19 protein-coding genes and 1 riboswitch are annotated in these 20,595 nt (G+C 47.6%); of the genes, 1 reads left to right on the forward strand and 18 read right to left on the reverse strand.

Features of this window, described 5'->3' with window-relative positions:
• Positions 1–109 precede the first annotated feature (109 nt).
• The 8 genes from torA to punC all read right to left on the reverse strand — a co-directional run bounded on the left by torA (position 110) and on the right by punC (position 8,998).
• The gene (gene torA, locus AC51G0_RS07875; protein WP_496301498.1) at positions 110–2,572 is read right to left on the reverse strand and encodes a trimethylamine-N-oxide reductase TorA; all 2,463 of its coding nucleotides are present in this window, start codon (positions 2,570–2,572) and stop codon (positions 110–112) included.
• Between the two features lie 23 nt (positions 2,573–2,595).
• Complete coding sequence (torC, locus tag AC51G0_RS07880) at positions 2,596–3,774, reverse strand: pentaheme c-type cytochrome TorC (protein WP_496301499.1); 1,179 nt, start codon at positions 3,772–3,774, stop codon at positions 2,596–2,598.
• A gap of 44 nt (positions 3,775–3,818) precedes the next feature.
• Positions 3,819–3,995, reverse strand: coding sequence for a trimethylamine N-oxide reductase system protein TorE (gene torE, locus AC51G0_RS07885; protein WP_496301500.1), 177 nt, complete (start codon positions 3,993–3,995; stop codon positions 3,819–3,821).
• 573 nt (positions 3,996–4,568) lie between these two features.
• Positions 4,569–5,240 (reverse strand): arginine ABC transporter permease ArtM, encoded by a 672-nt coding sequence (gene artM / locus AC51G0_RS07890; protein ID WP_496301501.1) that lies wholly within the window; start codon positions 5,238–5,240, stop codon positions 4,569–4,571.
• On the reverse strand, positions 5,237–5,926 hold the full coding sequence (gene artQ, locus AC51G0_RS07895) for an arginine ABC transporter permease ArtQ (protein ID WP_496301502.1): 690 nt from the start codon (positions 5,924–5,926) through the stop codon (positions 5,237–5,239). Before artQ ends, artM begins: the two co-directional genes overlap by 4 nt.
• Before the next feature lies 1 nt (position 5,927).
• Positions 5,928–6,659, reverse strand: a complete 732-nt coding sequence (locus AC51G0_RS07900; protein WP_496301503.1) for an arginine ABC transporter substrate-binding protein — start codon at positions 6,657–6,659, stop codon at positions 5,928–5,930.
• Between the two features lie 90 nt (positions 6,660–6,749).
• Complete coding sequence (gene artP / locus AC51G0_RS07905; protein ID WP_496301504.1) at positions 6,750–7,478, reverse strand: arginine ABC transporter ATP-binding protein ArtP; 729 nt, start codon at positions 7,476–7,478, stop codon at positions 6,750–6,752.
• Positions 7,479–7,789: 311 nt separating this feature from the next.
• Positions 7,790–8,998, reverse strand: coding sequence for a purine nucleoside transporter PunC (gene punC, locus AC51G0_RS07910; protein WP_496301505.1), 1,209 nt, complete (start codon positions 8,996–8,998; stop codon positions 7,790–7,792).
• A 105-nt stretch (positions 8,999–9,103) separates the two neighbouring features.
• Here punC and punR point away from each other — a divergent pair, with 105 nt between their 5' ends.
• Positions 9,104–10,006 (forward strand): DNA-binding transcriptional activator PunR, encoded by a 903-nt coding sequence (punR, locus tag AC51G0_RS07915; protein WP_496301506.1) that lies wholly within the window; start codon positions 9,104–9,106, stop codon positions 10,004–10,006.
• 58 nt (positions 10,007–10,064) lie between these two features.
• Here the strand turns inward: punR and AC51G0_RS07920 are convergent, their stop codons facing one another.
• The 10 genes from AC51G0_RS07920 to purR form a co-directional block, all read right to left on the reverse strand.
• Positions 10,065–10,274 carry a DUF2986 domain-containing protein gene (locus tag AC51G0_RS07920; protein WP_496301507.1) on the reverse strand — a complete coding sequence of 70 codons (210 nt, stop codon included), beginning with the start codon at positions 10,272–10,274 and terminating at the stop codon, positions 10,065–10,067.
• A 98-nt stretch (positions 10,275–10,372) separates the two neighbouring features.
• A complete protein-coding gene (locus AC51G0_RS07925) occupies positions 10,373–10,987 on the reverse strand; it encodes a CDP-alcohol phosphatidyltransferase family protein (RefSeq protein WP_496301508.1) in 615 nt (204 codons plus the stop codon).
• A gap of 12 nt (positions 10,988–10,999) precedes the next feature.
• Positions 11,000–11,647 carry an ATP-binding cassette domain-containing protein gene (locus AC51G0_RS07930; RefSeq protein WP_496301509.1) on the reverse strand — a complete coding sequence of 216 codons (648 nt, stop codon included), beginning with the start codon at positions 11,645–11,647 and terminating at the stop codon, positions 11,000–11,002.
• The gene (locus AC51G0_RS07935; protein WP_496301510.1) at positions 11,613–13,349 is read right to left on the reverse strand and encodes an ABC transporter permease; all 1,737 of its coding nucleotides are present in this window, start codon (positions 13,347–13,349) and stop codon (positions 11,613–11,615) included. Before AC51G0_RS07935 ends, AC51G0_RS07930 begins: the two co-directional genes overlap by 35 nt.
• Before the next feature lie 56 nt (positions 13,350–13,405).
• Complete coding sequence (locus AC51G0_RS07940; protein WP_496301511.1) at positions 13,406–14,587, reverse strand: ABC transporter substrate-binding protein; 1,182 nt, start codon at positions 14,585–14,587, stop codon at positions 13,406–13,408.
• Between the two features lie 4 nt (positions 14,588–14,591).
• Entirely contained in the window at positions 14,592–16,808 is a 2,217-nt protein-coding gene (gene lpdA, locus AC51G0_RS07945; protein ID WP_496301512.1) for a dihydrolipoyl dehydrogenase, read from the reverse strand.
• Positions 16,809–16,819: 11 nt separating this feature from the next.
• Positions 16,820–17,419, reverse strand: coding sequence for a carboxymuconolactone decarboxylase family protein (locus AC51G0_RS07950; RefSeq protein ID WP_496301513.1), 600 nt, complete (start codon positions 17,417–17,419; stop codon positions 16,820–16,822).
• Between the two features lie 161 nt (positions 17,420–17,580).
• Positions 17,581–17,973 (reverse strand): hypothetical protein, encoded by a 393-nt coding sequence (locus tag AC51G0_RS07955; protein ID WP_496301514.1) that lies wholly within the window; start codon positions 17,971–17,973, stop codon positions 17,581–17,583.
• Positions 17,974–18,239: 266 nt separating this feature from the next.
• Entirely contained in the window at positions 18,240–18,830 is a 591-nt protein-coding gene (locus AC51G0_RS07960) for a TfoX/Sxy family DNA transformation protein (RefSeq protein WP_496301515.1), read from the reverse strand.
• Positions 18,831–18,957: 127 nt separating this feature from the next.
• Positions 18,958–19,062, reverse strand: a riboswitch (cyclic di-GMP riboswitch).
• Positions 19,063–19,257: 195 nt separating this feature from the next.
• Positions 19,258–20,265, reverse strand: coding sequence for an HTH-type transcriptional repressor PurR (gene purR / locus AC51G0_RS07965; RefSeq protein WP_496301516.1), 1,008 nt, complete (start codon positions 20,263–20,265; stop codon positions 19,258–19,260).
• Positions 20,266–20,595 lie beyond the last annotated feature (330 nt).

Genomic DNA, 20,595 nt, shown 5'->3' on the forward strand with positions numbered 1-20,595 from the left:
AACAAATATAAAGCCCTGGTCCTGACTTGTTATAAGTCGTTGGTCCAGGGCTTTTAAAGGTTAAGTGCTATTGATGAGAAACTAGGGGGATGTTTCTCGCCCTTACCACTTAGCTGACTTCAATCGGGCCACCAAAGGAGGTCACAGGCGGTACTTCACCAGTGAACTTCTCAAAGTCGACCAGGCAGGTATTGGCACTGGTAGCCTGTGCAAGCTCCGATGACGGAATATCCTGGGTCAGGGTGTTTGGATCACCATAAGTACAGACTGCACCGACTTTTTCATTAAGCGGGCCATACCAAGCACCTTCTTCAATACGGATCACGCCGCGTGCGTAGCTATCTGTTAGAACCGCACCGGCGAGAAGTTGGCCACGGTCATTAAAAACGCGAACGATATCGCCATCTTTAATGCCTTTTGCTGCCGCATCTTTCGGGTTGATGTAAACAGGTTCACGACCTTTCACTGCATAGGTTGCACGGTATTCTTCCGACTCACACATCTGGGAGTGCAGGCGTTTGTCAGGGTGACAAGATTGCATCCAGAACGGGTGTTTTTCAGAACCCGGACCGCCGTGAGAACGTTCACTCTTCTCAAACCACATTGGGTGGCCCTGGCAATGTTCGTAGCCGAAACGGTCGATCTTGCGGCTGGAGATTTCAATGAAGCCTGATGGCGTACCCAGTGCGTTGATCTCTGGATCTTCACGGAAGTCGGCATGGCGAACCCATGGTTTACCTTCACCAAAATCAAGCACGCCTTTTTCCCAGAATTCATCAAACTCAGGCATATCGAATGATGCCTTGTTTGCATCTCGGCAATCTGAGTACAGTGAGCGTACCCATTCCATTTCATCCATACCACGGGTGTATTCTTTGTGGCGGCCGAAACGGCGAGATAGCTCGGTAAAGATCTCAAAGTCAGTTTTTGACTGATACAGCGGGTCTACCAGCTTTTGCATCGCAATAAGCCCACGACCACTGTAAGAGCCGTAAATGTCGATATCGTTACGTTCGAACTGGGTACAAGCAGGCAGTACGATATCAGAGAAACGACATGTTGCTGTCCAGGCGAAATCCACTGTGACTACCGTTTGCAGCTTCTGGAAAGCTTGTTTCATACGGTTACGATCCTGGTGGTGATGCCAAGGGTTGTTACCGCTGATCACCATCATTTTGTAGTCAGGCAGGATGACTTTTGAACCGTTGTACTTGATCTCTTTACCCGGTTCCAGCAGACAGTCTACCCAGCGTGCAACAGGAATAGTACGGCTGTAGCCATTGAAGTCGTCATTGTCCCACTTAGGCTTCTGACCTTGGTCAACGTTACGAGGGAAACCACCCGGAGCCGCAAAACCAGTAGAAGGAACACCAATCGAGCTGTAGTGGTGACCGTAAGAGACACCACCACCAGGCAGGCCAATCTGGCCAACCATTGCAGCGATAACGGCACCCATCCAGTATGGTTGCTCACCGTGCTCCTGGCGTTGAATACACCAGCCAAACAGAAGCTGAGTACGGCCATTGACCAGCATGCGGGCAAATTCACGGATCTTGTCGGCTTCGACACCACAGATTTCAGCTGCCCACTCTGGCGTCTTCTCGATGTTGTCCTTGGTCTTACCCATGAAGTAAGGAACAAACTCGTCAAAGCCTAGGCAGTAAGTTTTAACAAACGCTTTGTCGTAAAGATCTTCGGTGTACAGCGTATGCGCAACCGCAAGCATGAAAGCGACGTCAGTTTGCGGGTTGATGTACATATGGTCGTTACCTAGGTAACGCTGTGTTTTGTTCTTAACCGGGTCAACAGAAAGTACGTTGATTTCACCGTTGGCAACTTTCTCTTTCAGTTTCTCAAGGTATGCATATGACTCGTGTGTTTCACAGTTCCAGCCAACCTGCAGGTTTTTAACGGGATCGGTTGCCCACAGCACGATGTTCTTGCTGTGATCAAGGATCTCAGACCAAGACGTCCCTTGTGCGTACACTTCGGTCGAGCCTAAGATATACGGAAGAATAGTTTGCCCAGCACCGGTCGAGTAATCGCCGACTTTGGTGATGAAGTTACCGTGCATACCCACGGCGCGCTGCATGTGGCTGGTACAGCTATGGAACTGGCCTGTTTGGCGCCAGCCAGTCTGGCCAGCATGCAGAGCCCACGGACCGTAATCTTTCTGTACACGTTCCAGCTCGCGATAGAAAAGATCCAATGCTTCATCCCAAGTCACACGGACAAAACGGTTATTACCGCGGGTTTCACCGCTGTATTTGTGTTTTTTCAGCCAGTCTAGACGTACCATTGGGTAACGGACACGTGATGGGCTGTATATAATCCCCTTAATACCGTTCATCATATCGGTTGGGTGCTTATCAAGCTCCAGCGGCTTGATTTCCTGCACCTTGCCCGCATAGATATGGGCACGGAATGCACCCCAGTGCGAGCCAGATACTTTCCAGGTACCGGTAGTTTCTGCGGCAGTTGCTTTTGCTGAAGCCAGCAGGCTTGGACCGATGACAGAGACGGCGCTTGTGGTCGCCAGACCTTTAAGAAAACTTCTTCTGCTAACAGACATACTTAAATTACTCCATCAATCGCTTAGTGGTGGCCGTCAGAAAAATCTGATGAATGCTTTTGTAGATACTTCAGTACCAGTGCTTTGCTGTCGGTATCGAAGTTAACGAATGCCATCATGCCGTTGAACATGCCAGGCCAGGTATTGGCGTCAAAGTGCGCTTCATCAGGCTGGGTGTGACACACTGAACAGTTAGTCTGGTAAGACTGCTTAGCCTGCTCCCAGATTGGCTCGACATCACCAAGTAGGGCTTCTTTCTTCATCCACAGCTTGGCGGTTACACGCTGCCAAGGCAGACCTGTTAGGTCGTCTTCTTTACGTTCGAACTTCTCAACAATTTGATCGTTAGTTGATGTCTCTTTAAGCAGAGAGGCAACAGCGATGTTCATACCAAAGTCTTCCTGGATAACACGGCCAAAGCCCTTGTCTTTACGCCAGCCAGAAACTTCAACCTGAATTGCATCACCAGACTGATCGATAACTTTTACTGAAGAGGCAGGGTTTAGTAGGCCGGCTTCCGTTGATAGGCTTTTTTCTTGATAAAGAGGTAGATGGCGAACACTGATGTATTCTTCGCCATTGGTAAACTTAGTGTTAGAAGCCAATTGTTCAAGCTGAGAAATCATGCCGCCAGTGCTGTCCATATTTTCAGGAAGGTGGTGGGCGATGCCTTTGTGGCAATCAAGACAGCTTTGATCACGCTCTTTTGCTTGTTTCATCTGGATACGCGCGGTCGGAGACATCTTTGTGAAGTCCATACCGTCATAGTCGTGACAGTTTCTACATTCCAAAGATTTGTTTGAGCTAAAGCGGTCCCACTCGTGTTGAGCTAGTACAATTCGTCGATCTTCAAATTTTTCTTGGGTATCAATAAAACCAGCAAAGTGGGCGAACACTTCTTTACTTGCTTGGATCTTACGAGCGACTTTTGATGTCCAATCGTGAGGTACGTGACAATCAGGACAAGTTGCACGAACACCAGAGCGGTTCTGGTCGTGGATCGTACCTTCGTATTCAGGTGCGACGTTCTCAGCGTGGCAGCCGATACAGAATTCTTCTGTATTAGTCGCTTCCAGTGCGGTATTGAATCCACCCCAGAATATAATACCGGCTAGAAATCCACCTAGCGTTAGTACGCCGAGGCTGATGTGGATACTTGGACGAGACAATGTCCGCCAAGTTTTAGTTAAAAATGATTTCATGATGGGTTCTCTTAGTGATGATTCTGGTTAATGTCGTGAAGGGATCAGCCGCCGTGACCTGGAGGACCAAGGAAAAAGACCTGCATCATCCAAACGAAAAATCCGTATCCACCTACCGTCATGACACTAAGAACCGGGAAGAGAACGACTGTGATTAAAAAAAATGTTCGCCACTCAAGCTTCTGCTTGTCTTGGCTAGCTGTGCTAATGCCATTGTTCATAGAGCTACCTGCATATTAATTAGTTGAACAAAAAACAAAGATGAAATTTAACAATTCTATTTTTAGAAAGATCATAAGTTATATTTTCATAGTGATTCAATTGGCAGGCAGGTATTAATCCCTTCAATCTTTAGCTTTTTTGATCTTCAACGGAAAGATGAATGACAATAATATAGTTGTGTTTTCTTGTGGTTATTTATTAATAAATGTTAATAGATCATGAAATGATAATCATCGCCACATGTGTTTGTTAAATGTTGCGATGGTTGCGGTGTTGTTGCGCAATGGTTGCTTTTGATTGGTGGCGGCGGTGTTAATAATCATTTTGTTATGCGTTAATGATATTACCGCTTGTTCATATATTTCCAATTGCCATAAAGAGGTGAAAATTGTGAATTAACTATGAATAAGTGTAAATGTGCATATGCCTATAAAACAGGAGTTTAGATAGGAATAGATCTCATTAAGGTTGATGATTTACTCGTGTTTGGACTTTTTAAAAAACTTGAAATAAAAAAAGCCAGTCATTTTTATAACTGGCTTTTATTATAAAGTGAGGCACCTGTCGTAATATTAACGCGCTACTTCAAATGCAAGGGCTTTTTTCTCTACACGACGAAATATCAGGGTAAGCGCTCCATTTACCCCTAAATAAAATAGGCCAGCTACGCTAAAGACAACGAGTGTGTCATACGTTTGGGCATTAATTCGCTGGGCATAGCCCATGATGTCCATAATGGTGATTGTGCTGGCTAGTGAGGTGCCCTTGAATACCAAAATAACTTCATTAGAGTAGGCCGGTATTGCACGACGGATTGCGTATGGTAGCAATACATTCAGTGTTGCTTTTTTATCCATACCTAAGGCCTGGCAGGCATGCCATTGGCCTGCTGGAATGGCATTAAAGGCACCCTGAAACAACTGGGTACTGTAGGCGGCGGTATTTAGAGCCAGTGCCAGCATTGCACAAAACCATGGTTGGCTGAGCCAGTCCCAGAAAATACTCTCACGTACAGCTTCAAATTGCCCCGGGCCATAATAGATAAGGAAGATCTGTACCAGCAACGGTGTTCCGGTAAACAGGGTGATCAAGCCACGGCTTAGCCAATGAATGACAGGAGTGCGTAAGATCAGCGTTACTGTCATTAGTAGAGCCAGAAGACAGCCGACTAACAGTGACGCAGCAGTCAACTCGATACTGGTGGCAAGACCTTCTAGCAGTTGCCAGATATGCTGTTGGTTCATGCTGAAGCTCCTTGTGCATTGCCTAGCCCCTGGGCACTGAATTTCTTATCCATGATCTTTACGACCCGCTGAGTGAGTAGGGTGATCATCAGATAGATGGCGGCGGCACAGGCGTACCAGGTAAAGCTTTCGTGAGTTGCAGCGGCTGTTAACTGTGCTTGTTTCAGCAGATCGGTCACACCAATCAGCGATACTAGCGCTGTGTCCTTGAGCAGAACCAACCATTGGTTAGTGAGCCCCGGCAAAGCATGACGAATAGCCTGGGGAAGAACCACTCGGATAAAGGATCGGAACTTGCTGATCCCCAGTGCGCTGGCGGCTTCTCGTTGTCCTGCTGGCACTGCTTTTAATGCACCACGCAACGTTTGCGCTGCATAGGCTGCAAAAATGAGCGAAAGGGCAATGACGCCAGATAGAAACGGGCTGACATCGACATAATCGCCAGTAAGAATGAATAGTACCTGGGTTGAGCCAAAGAAAATAAATAGAACAACCAGCAGTTCCGGCAGGCCGCGAAGTATGGTGACTAACGCCGTTGTTGGCCATGAAATAAAACGATGGCGAGACATTTCGCCGCTAGCGAAGACGACTGCCAATACAAGTCCTACCAACAGGCTGGCAAAAGCCAGCTGGATAGTCAGCCAGCCAGCCTCTGCCAGGGTAAGCGCATAACCTGATAACGCCATATTACTTACCGAAGTATTTATCGAAGATCACCTGGTATTCACCGTTGGCTTTCACTGTCTTCAGTGCCGCGTTCAGTTTTTCTACCAGCTCCTGGTTGTTCTTGTTAATCGCAATGCCGAAACCATTGCCGAAATACTTGGCATTGGTTACTTGCTCGCCGACGTAAGTAAGCTTGTCATTTTTTTCAAACCACTCTGCAACGACTGCCGTGTCACCAAAGACAGAATCAATACGGCCGTTTTGCATGTCAATGAAAGCATCTTGGTAGCTTGCATAAGGGACTGCCGTTACGCCGTCCATTTGCTCGGTTAGGTAGCTCTGGTGGGTTGAACCATTCTGAACACCAACACGCTTGCCATCAAGTGCGGCTTGGCTGGCAACGTTACCTTCAATGGCAACAAACGCTGCTGAGTTTTCATAGTACGCGTCGGTAAAGTTCACCTGTTGCAAGCGTTGCTCGGTAATATCAATACCAGAAATTGCCGCATCGTAACGACGGAATTTCAGGGCAGGGATCAGGCTGTCAAAAGGCTGGTTATGGAACGAGCATTTCGCATCGATTTCTTCACAAAGTGCATTCGCAAGATCGACATCAAACCCCTGAATTTGATTATTTTCATCAACATATTCAAAAGGTGCGTAAGTGGCTTCCATAGCAAATTTAATTTCGTCTTGCGCTGCCGCGTGGCTTGAGGCCAGGCCGATTAGGGAAGCTAGTAAGATCTTTTTCATCGCGATACTCCATGCGTAACTATGCCCTGCATCGTTGTCGATAATGATGACGCAGAGGAAATTGGGTTATTAAGGGTATAAAGGGTTAAATCAGTGTGTGAGGTATTCTGCAAATTCCGGTGTTGCCGGATTTACAAACGCCTCTTTGGTGCCATGTTCAATCATTCGACCTTGTTCCAGGTATAAAACATGGCTGGCAATTTTTCGTGCGAAGTCGACTTCATGAGTCACAACAACCTGGGTAATACCGGTTTCGCTCAGTTCATTGATGATCTTGACAACCTGGTTGGTAATTTCAGGATCCAGAGCAGCGGTTGGTTCATCAAAGAGCAATACATCCGGTTTCATCATCAGTGCGCGGGCAATTGCCACACGTTGTTGCTGGCCGCCAGAGAGCTGCAATGGCCAGGCATCAATCTTGTCGGCCAATTGCAGGGTAGACAGGATCGTTAGAGCCTCTTTCTTGGCGTGTTCTTTATTCATGCCTGCGACTTTTACTGGCGCTTCGATCAGGTTTTCCAACACCGTTAAATGAGGCCATAGGTTGTATTGCTGAAAAACCATACCGACCTTGCGGCGTAATTTCAGGCCATCTTTTTCTTGAACTGTCGTGGCGAAGTTGAAACGTTCGTCAGCAATTTGCAGCTCACCGCTGCTGGCCGTTTCAAGCAGGTTCAATACACGTAGCAATGAGCTTTTACCGGCACCGCTTGGACCGAGTAATACCAGGGTATCGCCCTTGTCACAGGTGAAGTTCACATCATGAAGAACCTGCGTGGTTCCGTAGAATTTATTGATATTGTTTACTTGAATACTCATGCTGACTTACTGCATTAATCGTCACTGGGTTTTTATATTACTCAACGTGGGATCTTATGCAAGAAAAATGTATAAATAATCCAATGTGTTATATCTTTGTTTAAAAAATGTTCGGTCTGTGGTTTTTATCTCTGGTTTAACCAGTGTGTTATCGGCTAACTGTTAAAGATATAGCAAGTAGCAAAGATGGGTGGATTCTAGAGGATGAGATTTTAATCATTTTACGATTGGAGGTGATAGGGTGTTTTTCGGCGAAAAAAGAAGGCTGCCCGTAGGCAGCCTTAACTATTTATTCGATCTTGAGTGCTAATTTATGCGGTCTGAGCGTGCTGTACTGACTGGCGTCGAGCTTGTACAACCAGGGCATAGCCAATCAGGGCAATAAAAGCGGTCACGAACATTGAAGTTGTAACAGTGATCAGTCCGTAAGAAGAGAAGGCCGACACGATACCGCTTGCTGCGAAACACACCATCGTCTGCAGGAAGTTCAGCAATCCAGCTGCTGTTGCACTGCAGCTCCTAAAATCTTCCAGCGCTTTACTGATGATGATCGGGTAGATAGCACCGTTTGCGACTGCCAGCAGGCAGAAAGGAGCCAAGATTGGCCAGATTGTTGTTGGCTCAGCGTTGACAGAGATAAGGAACATGACTGTTACGCTGGTAACAAATAATTTTAGGATCCAAGGCAGGATTTGTTGGCTATCAAATTTGCTTAGCAAAGTACGGCAACCATAACCACCAATAATGAAGGCAACGGTTTGAGGTGCGTAACTCAGGCCGATATCAGCACCTGAATAGCCCATGGCTGACATAACAAACGGTGAGCCTGTCAGGTAGGCGAAGAATGCCGCAGAACAGGCTGCAAAGATCATCATGTTGCCGATGAATTTTTTTGAACTTAAGATCTGCTGGTAGTCGCGACGTAGCTGAGTGGTGACTTTTTCCTGCTTTTTGTCTAAATTTGCACTTTCAGGCTCTTTAAGCGTCATAATGGATAAAACAGCGCCAAAACCAACCAGGGCTACAAAAATACTGCGCCAACCGAACTGGCTTTCAAGCAAGGCACCGGCAAGAGGGGCAAGTGCTGGAGAAAGGGCAACTAGGGGCATAATGGTAGCAAATACACGTTCAGAGACCTTGCCTTCGTAGCGATCAACAACCACGGCCTGCCAGATAACAGTTGCGCTGCAGGCGCCTAGTGCCTGGGCAAAACGGGCGACCAGCATGAACTCGACATTCGGTGCAAAGGCACACAGTACAGATGCAATGCTGAACAGAATCATTCCGCCCATCAATACTTTAATACGGCCGACACGATCGGAGAGCGGACCGTAGATCAACTGACCTAACGCCATACCCAATAGGAAAATACTTAGCGACAAACCTATAAGTGACTGTGATGTATTGAAATCTTCTCGCATTGTTTCAAAAGCAGGGAGGTACATGTCGGTTGCCAGGAAACCCAGCATACTTAGACATGCAAACCATATAAGAGTAATTGTTGAAGGTTGTTTGTTCATAAAAGGTGACTTTATCTGTTTTACTATGGTGGCAAGTTTAATATTGCTTTACTTGGCTGTGAAACGGTAATATTTCATCATTGCTTTCAAAATATTTGATTTGATATGTTTTCGTACAACGATCTGCAAGTTATTGATATTGTTGCAAGAAGAGGGAGCTTTTCGGCGGCGGCAGACGAGTTGCATAAGGTTCCAAGTGCAATCAGTTACACGGTTAGGCTTATAGAAGAGCGTCTTGCTGTTGATTTATTTGTTAGGTTGCACCGACAGGTGCAGCTTACCCCGGCAGGTGAGTATTTTGTCGAGGAAGCCCGTAACCTGATCAAACAGATGGAGCAGATGAAATTACAGACCCAACGGGTAGCAAATGGTTGGTCGCAAAGCGTATCGGTTGCGCTTGATACGGTGGTGAGGGAAAGCCGTGTGAATACCCTGGTACGTGACTTTTACCGCGAATTCCCTGATGTTGAACTGCACTTGTCGATGGAGGTATTCAACGGGGTGTGGGATGCCCTGGCTGATGGCCGGGCTGATCTGGTGATTGGTGCTACGGCAGCGGTGCCTGTCAGTGGCTCGTTTGCCTATCGCGACATGGGGACCTTGTACTGGAAGTTCGTGGTCGCGCCAGATCATCCGTTAGCCACGGTGGATTATGAGCTCGGTCCTGAAGAGTTAATGCAATACCCGGTTATTTGCATTGAAGATACATCCCGGGTATTACCAAAGCGTGTTACCTGGATGATGGATAACCAGCGCCGGATCATGGTGCCAAACTGGTACAGCGCCATCCAATGCCTGAAAGCCGGGCTTGGGATCTGTGTGGTACCAGAGCATATGGTCCAGCCGAGGATAGAGTCTGGGGAACTGGTTGAGAAGGTACTTACAAATAAGCCTGCCGCAAGCCCGTGTTGCCTAGCCTGGAGAAAGGAGAGCCAAAACCCTGCCATTGATTGGTTATTAGAATATCTGGGAGACAGTGAGCAGCTTCATCGAGAGTGGATGAGATGATCGAAAGAGAAGACTTGCGGTATAGATACAGCAAGTCTTCAAAATCAGAAAAAGAGCGCTATTCGCCTGTAGATTCAGCTTGGCTGTCAGCAGGAGTTTGCTGTGGCTCTTGTGAGGAAACCGCGTCCTGGCTTTGGGCCGCTTCTGCTTCCATCTTAGCTCGTTCTGCTTTTGAAATATAACGGGGCTTGTTACTACGGTGAAGCTTCGCGTTAGTCCTCTTCTGCCTTTTCTTCAGGGCCTCGTTAATCTTTTTCTTTCTGTTCATAGTCTCGGTGTACACTCGTCAATATTAGGCGCTGATTGTAGCGGTATCTTGGCTGAAGACAAGCAGAATGATGGTTTATTCATCTAGGGGTGCGTAACCTACTTAGCTTCTTTGAGGGTATGGTAACCCGCCCAAACCCGGGTGCTGGTGGTGATCCAGCAAAGAGAGCCAAAGATCCAGGCGATAGTGGCAAAGTGCTGCGGCAGTAGGCAGAACAGAACAAAACAGCCAATAGTCTCTGTACCTTCGGTCAAACCACCGATGTAGTACAGGGATTTTTGTTTATACACCGGGCTTTCGATATTGCGCTTGCTCGCCATAATGGCAAAGGCCAGAAAGCTCGAGCCCGTACCGATAAACGAGAAGATCAAGAAGGCACCAGCAACCGCATTGGTGTCGGGATTGGCGATCACAAAGCCAAATGGCACCATTGAGTAAAACAGAAAATCTAGCGTTATATCTAAAAAGCCGCCGCAGTCGGAGATCCCTTGTCGCCGGGCGACAGCGCCGTCAAGGCCATCAAAGCACCGGTTTAACAGGATAAAGGCGAGCGCCCATTCATACTGCTGAAAGGCCAAAGAAGGCAGCGCAAACAAACCGAGGACAAAGCCTGCAAGTGTGATTTGATTGGCGGTGATCCCCAGTTTGTCAGGCAGGGCTGAAAAGGTATTCAAAGGCCAACGAATTACTTTGACGGCATAGCGATCTAACATGGTGTTTCCTCTTCAATCCTGGTTTGTTTCAGCCCATGGCCAGCGCAGTACACTGCCGCCATCGGGAATATCGTCATCGTCATGGGTTACCATCAGCGCGGGGACTTCTTGCTGCTGGATCTGCTGGAAAACAAAGCTTCTAAACTCGTTGCGCAGGGCTTTATCTAGCTTGCTAAATGGTTCATCAAGCAAGACGGCATGAGGCTCTGATAGTAACATCCGCATTAAGCTAATACGGGCGCGTTGGCCTCCTGATATTTCGGTCGGCATTTTCTCTGCCAGCTCGCTCAGGCCGAGTTGTTGCAATGTCGCCATGGCTTTTGCTTTGCGGTTGTTACCCACAATAGATTTAGGTAAGCCAAACGCGAGATTTTCCCAGATGTTTAAGTGTGGAAACAAGAGATCATCTTGAAAAAGTATCCCAATACGGCGTTGGTCGGGGGCCATTTCGATCATATTTAGCCCATCAAGGCTAATTGCTCCTTCTAGCAAAAAAACAGGGCTCAGGTGGCCGGCAATGGCGCTGAGCAAGGTCGATTTTCCACAACCGCTGGGGCCCATCAGGGTAAGGATTTTACCTGGTTCAACCTGAAAACTGACAGGTTGGAACAAGCGCTGCTCACTATTACTTAAAGTGAGGTTTTCCACAGATAATGTCATCCGTGTTTTCTCTCCGTTGTTGCTGGGTTCGTCGGGTAAAGCGAGCAGAGTAGCGATTTGCTGCGATAGCCATGGTAAAGAAGATAAAGGGCAAAATACCCTGAAGTAGACCATATACCGCACTGACGCGTCGGTCCTGACCACTGGCAAGCGCGACAGCTTCGGTGGTTACGGTTGATATACGTCCCGCCCCGAGCATCTGTGTCGGTAGGTACTGGGCGAGGCTGACGCTGATCCCGACAGCCAAGCCTAACCAAATTGCTGGCAGCATTAACGGACGTTTTACCCGCCACCACGTCTGCCAACCATTCAAACCCAGGCTTCGGGCTGATTGGTCGAGGCGAATGTCATAGTTACGCCAGGGGCCGTCCAATGCCAAATACAGGTAGGGGAAGACAAAAAATAGATGGCTCCACGCGACCCAGGTCCAGTACCACTGCCCGGGTATAAAATACGTTGTGATCTGAATACCAAACAACAGTGATAGCTGAGGCAGCACCATCGGGAGCGCAATTAACCAGCTGGGAATACCACGCTGATATTTCTGGCGATATTCGAGACAGGTAATGGCCAGTACCAGCGCACAAAGGCTGCTGACCAAGGCGAAACAGATACTGTTGGTCGCGAGCTCAACCAGCGTGAAAGACTCCTGCTGCCAGAAACGGGTACTATATCGGCTGGGTAGTAAATCGGGAAAACGCCAACGTTGGGCAAATGACCAAAGCACCAATATCGGGATGACAAGCATCGGAACCAACACAAAGGGGGCGTAGCTAGGGAAGCGACGATTGGTGTTATTTGGCGAAGCTTCACTGAAACTTACGTATGATTTCAAGCGTTTCGGACCATTAATCTGCCATTGGCGGCAATGCTGCAGCAGGTACCACTCTACTGTGCGGATGATACCCAGTGCCAGCACGGCAAACACTAATAGCACGATAGCCCCAACCGCCGCCCGTGGCAGCAGCGTGAGCTCAGGTTCGTTAAACCATTGCCAAACCAGTACCGAAAGTGTTGATGGCCTTGCCGGGCCCAAAATTAAGGCGACGTCGACCACAGAAATACCATAGGCGGCAACGGCGAAGATTGGTAGTCGCATGCCTGGCAACCACTGGGGCAGTATGACTTTAAGCCAGCTTTCATTATGGTTATAACCCAACCCTGAGGCGACGGCCTGAAGCCGGTTTACTTTGATTTGTTGGAGAACAGAAATGCTCATCAGTAGTAGAAAAGGGGTTTCTTTTATTGCCAGGGCAAGCAGGAGGCCAATGCCATATTGATCCTTTATCAAACTGAACCAGCCATTGGTGTCAAACCCGGCTGATTCAAGGAGGCGAAAAAACCAACCTGTTGGAGCGAATATAAACGCAAAACCGATAGCAAAGGCGACGTGTGGCATGGCCAGCATAGGCGACAGAGTGTGTTCCACATGCTGCCAGCGGGGGCTATTCCAGTATTGCTTTAGGATCAGAAAGCAGAACAAAATTGCCAAGGCAGTACTGCCTAAGCCGGTAAACAGGGTGAGCAGTATGGACTCTGCTAATCCAGGCCATTGGGCAACAGTGACAAAGGCAGAAATATTGGGTGTCGTCAGCCCTAACGAAGGCAGCCAGGAAAATGCTGGAATCACAACCCCTAACACCCCAGGCACGAATGGCAGAGCGCAGAGGAGTAGGGTGAAAAGGTACAACAAACGAATCATAAAAAACCTAGTGAACAGGTATTAGCGCAAGTATCAGCGCTAATACCTGTGCAATTTTAGCTACCGTAGCGCTTTTGCCACTCTAGTTCCAGCGCTGTAAGCCAGCTAGGGTGAGGCTCGGGAATAGACTTAAACAGCGAGAAGCCCCGTGCCCCTCCGTTTGCCAGTGCACTTTGCTTCAAAACAGAAGGATCGCCCCAGATGGCGGCATTGGCCTTGCGGGCTTGTGCCTCTGGGCTCATCAAGAAGTTGATCGCAACCAAGGCGCCTTCTTTTGCCGATGCATTCCAGGGAACGGCCAAAAAGTGAATATTGGACAATGCACCCTGATTGAATGCATAAGTCTGTGCGGTTTCTACCAGGTTGCCATGCTCAATGGCCGCATTGGCTGCATTGGGGTTGAAGGTAATCGCCAGCAATAATTGTTGGTCATCCAATAGCTGGATTGTTTCGCTGGTGCCAGATGGGAAGCGCTTGCCTTGCTGCCAGGATACCGGGTGGAGTTGATCTAGGTACTGCCACAAGGGTGCGGTGACCTGGTCAAACTTGGCCTTTTCGGTTTTTGCATCGACTGGCTGATATAACGCGTCTTTGTTGTCAGTTAGCTCGATCAATGCAGCCTTGAGAAAACTGCTGCCGTGAAACTCAGGCGGTTGCGGATAGCTGACTTTCCCCGGAAAGGCTTTTGCCAGGCTAAGTAGCTCGCTAAAACTTTGCGGGGGGTTATTCAGCGTTTGCTTATCGTGGATAAAGACCAGCTGACCGACACCCCAAGGTGCTTCAAGGCCATTGGTTGGCTCGGTAAAGTCCTCATCGATAGGCAGCGATTTATCAACAAACTCCCAGTTTGGAAGTTGCTCAGTAAAAGGGCCGTAAAGTAGGTTGCTTTGCTTCATCGAACGGAAGTTTTCGCCGTTGATCCACACCATATCGACACTACCGCCGCTATTTTTTCCGGCGGTTTTTTCCGCCAGCAAACGCTGGGTGGTTTCTGCAATGTCGGCAACTTTGACGTGCTTTAGCGTAACGCCATATTGCGCCTGAAGCTGTCGGCCCGCCCAACGTAGATAATCGTTGATCTCCTGGCTGCCACCCCAGGCATTAAAATACACCGTTTGGCCCTGTGCTTTGTCAACAGTTTGCTGCCAGCTCGTGGCCGCTGGTGTCTCGGCAGAGGCTTGCACTGCCGGTAGGCTAGTGGCTAGCGAAATGGCTAACCCTAATAGCAGTCTCTTCATCTGATCAGATATCCCTTTCTTCTTTTAGTGTGGTATTGGAAGGTACTTCGTTTACCTTGTTGTTGTTTTCTTTGCGCATCCAGGTGTGGTATTTCTCTACCCAGGCGAGCAGGCCTTTGGGAGCATTGGCTTGTTTCCACACTCCAGCCGTATATTTCACCGCCTCGCTCATCGTCGGGTAAGGGTGAACAGTCCCTAGGATTTTGTTCAGGCCTAAACCATGGCGCATTGCGAGGGTAAATTCAGCCAGTAGCTCTCCGGCATTGTTGCCGACAATGGTTGCTCCGAGGATTTTATCCTTTCCTTTTGGCGTAATCACTTTAATAAAGCCATGATCTTCACCATCTGTGATGGCACGGTCAAGATCATCTATCCCATAAGTGACGACTTCATAATCAATACCTTGCGCCATGGCTTCTTTTTCATTGATGCCAACTCGGGCTACTTCTGGTGAGGTGTATGTCGCCGCCGGAAGCACCGAGTAATCGGTTTTGAATTTCTTAAACTGACCAAACAGGCCGTTAACCGCGGCATACCATGCTTGGTGAGCGGCAGCATGGGTTAATTGGAACGGTCCGGCAACATCACCGACAGCAAAAATATTTGGATATTCTGTCTGCAAGTATTCATTTACTTTTACGGTACCACGCTCTGTGGCCGTGATACCTAACTCTTCGAGGCCAAATCCTTGCACATTGGCAACCCGGCCCAGTGCCAGCATGACGGCATCAAACTCGACGATGACTTGTTTTTCATTATTGAAATCAAGATAGGCACGCTGGGCACGATTACCATCTTGGTCAGTCACGGATTCAAACCGCATTGCCCGGTGACCCAGCTTGATGTCTACGCCGTCATTTTGCAGGCTTTGCCTGACAAGCTCAGATGCCTCACTGTCCTCGCGGATCAGCAATTGGTCGACCATTTCAACTAAGGTTACGTCACTACCCAAGCGGCTGAAACTCTGGGCCAGCTCACAGCCAATAGGGCCACCTCCCAATACAAGCAGGCGTTTAGGTTGCGTTTTGAGCGACCAGATAGAATCGGACGTCAGGTAGTTGACCGTGTCTAGCCCCGGAATATTGGGTACCAGTGGGCGTGCTCCGGTGGCGATAACGATATTGCGCGTTGTGATGCGCTCGCCATTGACTTCGACTTCCCATGGCGACAGGATCCGCGCATCCCCTTTAATGCAGTTGACGCCCAGCTTGGAGTAGCGTTCTACTGAGTCATGCGGTTCAATTTTGGCAATGACGTTGTGAATACGTGCCATAACTTGTTCAAAATCTACCTCTGGCTTGCTCGTTTTAATACCAAACTCCTGCGCTCGTGAAATTTCAGCCATTGTATGTGCTGCACGAATGATCGCTTTTGAAGGAACACAGCCGGTATTTAAACAGTCGCCACCCATTTTATGACGCTCGATGAGTGTTACTTTGGCTTTTACCGCTGCGGCAATATAAGAGCTGACCAATCCACCGGCCCCGGCGCCAATCACAACCATATTTTGATCGAATCGTGTAGGCCGCTGCCAGCTCGCATACACACGGCGTTGGTTGATCATATTCATGACAAATTTGGCAACGAGAGGGAAAACACCCAGGAGTGCAAGGGAGATCAGAACTGGTGCCGAAATGATACCGCTTAGCGAGTCAATTTCGCCTAATTGGGTACCGGCATTGATATACACCATGGTGCCAGCCAGCATCCCGACTTGGCTAACAAGGTAGAACATACGGGTGCTAATCGGGGTTAACCCCATTAGCAGGTTGACCACAAAGAACGGGAACACCGGGATAAGGCGTAAGGTGAACAGGTAAATGGGACCATCTTTGGCAATGCCTGCATTAATCGGAGCCAGGCGGTGGCCAAATTTATTCTGGACCCAGTCCCGTAAAATGAAGCGGCTGAACAAGAAGGCCAAGGTTGCCCCGATAGTACTGGCGAAAGAAACCAATAGTAGGCTCCACCAGAAACCAAATAAAGCCGCTCCAAGCAGTGTCATAATGGCCGCGCCAGGTAGCGACAGGGCCGTCACAACCACATACAGGACAAAATATACCGTACTAGACAAGATTGGTTGTTGGGCAATGGTATCCTGCAGGGCAACCTGCTGGGCTTTTGCCTGCTCAAGGGTGAAGTACTGACCAAGATCGAAGGCAAACCACAGACCAATAAGGCTGGTTATCGTCCCGAGTAGTAGCAGTTTTTTTCTGTCCATGACTTCACCTTTTATTTATTGTCGGAAGGAGAGGCTAACGATTTCTCTCCGGACTTGTCCGTATCACCGGGCTGAATAGGCAGTGAGCAAAATCCTTGTGCCGGTACATCAAGCGCGGTATTGAATTTGGCTGATAGGTTCTGGAATGAGATTAATGCTGTTAGCTCAACAATCGCATCATCGTCATACCACTGTTTTAGCTGTGCAATCATTGCTTCGTCTACGCGCTGACCAGTGATGGTAATCGCTTCTACATAGGCCAGTACGGCACGCTCTTGCTGATCAAAAAGCTCGCTGTGCTGCCAGTTGGCAAGGGCCTTGATTTTCTCCACGGAATCGCAGCGCTCGGCTAATTTCATTCCATTGGCATCGACACAAAACGCGCAGTCATTGAGCTGTGACACCCGGACGCAGACTAAGGATCGGACAACGGGTGTTACGGGGGAGGACTTGCGATCGAGGTAGCCGAAAAATCCAGCGACAAGCCAGAATAGGGTAGGACGTCGCCCCCAGAGCAATGCCGGGTTTAGCACGTTGCCATAATGGCGCTTTTGCAGCCAAAGAAGTGGCTTGATAAGAAAAGAATAATGTTGTTTGGCTGGAATACGCACATGAGCCCCTTAATGATGCCTGTCTGGCTGTAATTTATGCTACAGCGAGTATATCAATCTAATCGATGCAATGATCGGGTAAAATACTAGATTGGTATGAGACAGAGACCGAATAACGGGCAAGAAAATTTCAGGAAATCGAAAAAATTCTTTAAATTCTATTAGTTGAGCGAAATATGAACAGCTTGGGTTTTCTGTTGTTTGGCCATATCCGGAACATCCGGTTGCGATAGTAGTATATAGCCGGATGCAATGACAGGTAGCATTGCTAGGAGCATGGTTTTACCAATATGGTAGTTGCGATACCAGTACTTTCTTGAGCGGATTTTCAGTAATAACCCCCAGAAAAGCAATAATAGGTTGAAACCTGCCGTGAGGGTAAGTGCATCGTCAAGGGCTGCCACCGGAGCAAGTTGCCTATAAACCATAAACAAGATTGCAAAGGGGGGGATCAGGCTAATTATCACCAGAGCACGCATGAGCTTTGGCCACTTGCAAAACTTGTCTTTGAACATCTGGTCTGCTTGTCCAGGAAAAGGCTTGGAACAGTGCATGACAACCTCCTGTGTGAACGACAGCCTCATTCTACTAATGCCGATATTGAAGAAAAGGATATTGATGCATTTATGAACAGCTTTGTGAGAGGTATCAATATTTGACGTTCTATGACAAAAAATTGTCATAAGAGAGGGCATAAATTTACAACGAAACCAATATGCTCGTTCGGCAATGTGCTTAATTTCACTGGTCTTGGGTGTGTATTTGAGTGCAGATAATAAAAAGAGGTGCATAGCACCTCTTTTTTATCGATGTCTCTAACCTATGGCAACTCAGATAGGAGCTCTGAGCGGCGTTGCTGAGTAATGACCGACCAATGCTGGCCACTTACGGCACCTTCTAAGGCCCATAGCAACTCGATATTGACCGACTCCTGGTGAGACTGCTGTAACGCCTTGTAAGCATTCAGGGCACCGGCTTCAAAGAGCTCGTCAACCGTAGTAATACCTGCTTTTTTCAGCATACGTTCGTTGGCTAAACGGAGGTTTGGTAAGTCTTTAATACGACTTGGGCCTGATTTGCTTTTGGTTTCTTTATCTTGTTTGGCGGCAGTAAAGGAACGCTTAGCTTGGCAAAGAATTTTATCGGGTTCACTCCACCATTCTTCTGGAATAGCGTAGTGCTTAGTTACAACAGGAAAGCCGCGCTTTTTATACACATAAGGTGTAAGCCCTGCTTTTTTAAATTCTTTTTCATTTTCGGCATTTGCACGAAGGTGTAACTTGTCATTTACCACGAGTGCAAACATAGTTTCACCCGCGAAAATGCCAAAGCCACCAAACATTGAGCGAGACTTTACATTCTCGAAACAACTGAATAATCGTAATGATTCTTTAAGTACTGGTTTGTCCATGCTTCTTCTCGGTGAAATATTTCTTGGGTCACCTAACAACAGAGCGAGGATTTCAGATTAGCAAATTTCACAAAAAAGTTATGTCAGGATAATGTCAGGATTCATGACATGACTTTTTGCTAGATCCATCGGCGACCCCGCTACCATAAGAGACTTAGTTGTTGAAAAACTAACCACTTTTAGGCCGGAAGCTTTGCGTCCCACCCTTTCGGGAGGTTTGCCTTGTTCGTGACTTAATAAGCATATCCCATATAATATTTTTGAACTTGCTCCCACTTTTAAAAGTGTGATATTGCTTCAATAAATATGTCTATGTTTTTAGTGGCAAAAAATATATTTGCCTCAAAATCAATGCATCACAACCGTCATTTAAGACATAAAAAAACCGATAAGTAATATCGGTTTCTATGGGTTGCGACTTGGTTGATTAGGCGTTCAAGTCTTTGACTGACTTGCGAACAACCAGTTCTGGTGCCATCTCAAAAATACGGCGTTCATGTTCTTTATCTTTGACTCGTTCCATCAGGATCTCAATCGCCGTTTTGCCCAGGCGGCGCTTAGGCTGGTGAATCGTCGTCAGGGGCGGAGAGAAGTACGGTGCCAAGTCGATGTTGTCATAGCCAATAATTGAAATATCATCAGGAACGCGTATGCCTGCCTGCTCGAAAGTACTGATCAGCGCCATTGCCATAATATCGTTAAAGCAGAAAATTGCTGTCGGGCGCTCTTTCATTTCAATGAACTTATTGGCGGCGATAACCGCTGACTCACACTCGAAATCACCTTCAAGCAGCCAGTCTTCATTGACACTAAGCTGCGCTTCACCCATCGCTTTATAAAAGCCCTTCAGACGTTCTTGGCAGGTCGATTTGTCTGAGTGGCCTGACAGGCAACCAATTTTAGTGTGGCCGTGTTCGATAAAGTACTTGGTTGCAACGTAGCCGCCGAGCTCTGCATTATCCTGAATTTTATCCGTATGCGGGCTTTCCGGGCCCCAGTCCATGATCACCATTGGTAAGTCTTTCTTGCGCTCAAGGAGTTCAAGCAGCTTCTCGTCCAAGTCAGAACACATTACCAATAGGCCATCTACACGCTTTTCAGCGAGCATGCGTAGATAGTCACGTTGCTTATCTAGGTTACCTTCAGTATTGCATAGGATCAGGGTGTAGCCTTGGCCATAGCAATGCTCTTCAACCCCATGGACCACTTCGGCAAAGAATGGATTGGTAGACTTGGTTACCAGCATGCCGATGGTGCGGGTTGTGTTACATTTTAGGCTTCGCGCAACAGCACTTGGCGCGTAATTTAGTTCATCTACGGCCGCTAATACTTTTTTCTGTGTTGCTTCTGCAACAAAGCGTGTTTTGTTGATCACGTGAGAAACTGTTGTGGTTGATACACCAGCCATACGTGCAACATCTTTAATCGTTGCCATACTTATTCTTCTAATAATTTAAGATCAGAGGTCAGAGCCGACCATTTCATAATCACTTGTAATTGAAAGTACCAAACAGAGTAATTATCTGACTGTATCCAGATAATTGTTCTGTTTGGTACAGCGTACAAAAACGCCAAAAAGCCGCTTCAGTCACGAGCGGCCTTGTTCTCTCGTCTTTCCCGACGTTGCATTGTGTAATCGCTTGCGTTCACATTCTACTGAGTGTAGCGCACAGTGCAACGTTTCTGTATCCCAACCCTGTAATTCTTGATAGATATCAACAAACTCACCGCAATTTTACAACAATTTAGTGCATATGACGTGCAA

Source organism: Photobacterium sp. HL06, assembly GCF_059552575.1.